Source organism: Rufibacter sp. XAAS-G3-1 (assembly GCF_013623775.1).
Lineage (GTDB): Bacteria > Bacteroidota > Bacteroidia > Cytophagales > Hymenobacteraceae > Nibribacter.
On sequence record NZ_JABFAM010000034.1, the window covers coordinates 1 to 2315 of the forward strand.

A 2315-nucleotide genomic window follows, 5' to 3' on the forward strand; every position below is an offset into this window, starting at 1 on the left:
TGCTGATATATTTCTGCTACTCTACTTGATAATTTTTTCTGCCGTGCCAGCCGGTAAGAATTTTCTCAAATTTGCCCCAACGGCTTGTATAAACGACGGCGAAGGCCGTCGGCCGAGATGACGTTTATACCTTGTTAGGTCTAGTTTTTTCTCTGCAAAGACTGCACGGCTTCTTTCTGTTTTTGGCCTGATTTTCCAAAATGAGCCCAAAAAAAGCTTGCCGAGCGCAATCCATTTTCCATCATTTACTTTTCAAGTCCGTCCGTTTTATCCCTGATTTAGGAAAAACAGGCCAAAAACGCATTTCGGAAGTCGGGGTGCGCGCATTGAAGATAATTCTTTTTGCTCAAACGCTGCGTCAATTCCACTTCTGCTACTCTTGCTGGTCAAAGTCGAGGTGCGCTACCAAACTTTTGCTAAGGTAACTTTCTCCTTTAGCTGATTATTTTTTTTCCGCTTTTGCTACTCGTGCTGATTCTTTTTCTGCAAAGCGAGAACGGTTCTTCATGTTTAAAATTAGACCTAACGGTTAGTATAAACAACGAGCGAGGCGGTCGGCCGAAGCTTGATGTTTATACAGTGTTATCTGAAGTTATTTTTGTTGAATCCAGTAATCCCATTGTATTACAAACGAAGTGTCTGTTTTACCAGGCCGAGGTACATCAATTAAGCCATACCATTTATAGTTTTTCACTTCACCTTTTTTTAAACTTTCATCTATTGCTCTGAACTTAATAAATGCAGTATCTTCAACTATTTTTACAGATTTGTTACTATCTCGTAATTTTCCCCAAGAGATTGAATCTCCATAATGAAATTTCATTAATGGCTTTATACTATCGGAGAAATATAGCTTTTCATGATTTACTAAAAACAGCTTTAATCTATAGTCTTCGCCATTCTTTACAGTATCTCTTTCTACAAAACCTAGGGCAAAGCTTTCAGAGTATGTATAAGGTTTCAGAGGGTTGTTTTCACGGAAATTAAATTCAGCTAATTCATTTTCTTCTTTGTCCGAAGTTGGCGATGCACAAGAAATCAATAAAAATATTACAAGATAAATATAAATTGATTTCATAATTATAATTTCAGATAACGGACTTGGCTAAGCGGCGGCGACGGCCGTCGGCCGAGATGCCGTTTAGCCGTTGTTAGCTGCTGTTGTTTTTACTGCGCAACCAGGCGAAGTTTCTTTTTTACTTTTGCCACGTTTTGGGGAAAACACGCCGGAAACGGGAACCGCGAATATTTAAAATAATAATTCTTGATTGCGTTTTTGGCTCATTTTCCGAAAATCAGGCCGAAAACGCGATTAACATTTCCGTCCGTTGGTTTTGCGCGCATTGAAGATAAATCAATAAAAGCATTCTGGGTCAAATCCCTCTTCTGCCACTTCTGCTCCGTCTGCTGATAAAGGTCGGGCGGCGTTCACTCACTTTTGCTAAACTAACAAAATTCTTCTGCTGCTTTTGCTGAAGATTCTTTTTTCTTCTGCTGCTCTAGCCGATGATTTTTTCTGCCGTTCCAGCTGCTTTTTGAGTGGCTACAATTGCAGCTAACGGTTAGGCTAAACGGCGGCGGAGGCCGTCGGCCGAGGCTGGCGTTTAGCTGTTGTTACCTCACGTTGTTTCTTACTTTATCTCTTTCACCGATGTATTTAAGAAGGAAATGCTCGATTGCTATTGCTGAGATTAAATCAAGTTTAAGCTTGTCTTGCTTTAAAACAACACTGTTTGTATTTGTCAAAACCAATGTGCTTTCTTCAATCTCTATTTTTTGAATGGAATCCATATCTACTTTATCTGGAACCCCCGATAACTTTAGCTTTTCTCCTTTTAGCTTCATTGTCCCGCTTGGCAGGTCAATTAGGCCAGCTACTAAAAATAGAACCCCTACCGCCACTCCAATTTTTGCATATACATCCGTTGAAGGAATCCATAACACGCAAGCCAAAGAAATCCCTGCGATAGCTAAACCTAATCCAAATTTTGAGTACTTAGAGTAATCGTCGTTGAGTGTCGGGTATCTTATTTCATTTTTCTTTAGACCAGCCCTGAACAACAAGTTGTCGATAACTCCCCAAACTAAATCAGCTAGCCATAGAAAAATCAAGGCTTGTCGGAGTAGAGGGAATTTGTCTGTCGTTAAAAGATAGATAATCGCTATCAGCCCTGCTAATTGGAAGACATCGCTAAATTTTTTTATAAACTTCTTCATTCTTTCAATGTGAGGTAACGGCCGCTGCTAAACGACGGCCAAGAGTTTGCCTGATTGTCTGTCAAAGTACCAACAACAGCAGTAGAAAGCAACTGGCC

General features: G+C 40.1%; 2 protein-coding genes. Both read right to left on the reverse strand.

The annotated features are described in order from the left end of the window. Window positions 1-592 precede the first annotated feature (592 nt). Entirely contained in the window at window positions 593-1078 is a 486-nt protein-coding gene (locus tag HHO50_RS20830; RefSeq protein ID WP_181309076.1) for a hypothetical protein, read from the reverse strand. 536 nt (window positions 1079-1614) lie between these two features. After that, complete coding sequence (locus HHO50_RS20835; protein ID WP_181309077.1) at window positions 1615-2217, reverse strand: hypothetical protein; 603 nt, start codon at window positions 2215-2217, stop codon at window positions 1615-1617. Window positions 2218-2315 lie beyond the last annotated feature (98 nt).

Bases quoted from the DNA above. Each gene is read 5' to 3' on its own strand.
- HHO50_RS20830 (WP_181309076.1), bottom strand. From the start codon at position 1,078: ATGAAATCAATTTATATTTATCTTGTAATATTTTTATTGATTTCTTGT.
- HHO50_RS20835 (WP_181309077.1), bottom strand. From the start codon at position 2,217: ATGAAGAAGTTTATAAAAAAATTTAGCGATGTCTTCCAATTAGCAGGG.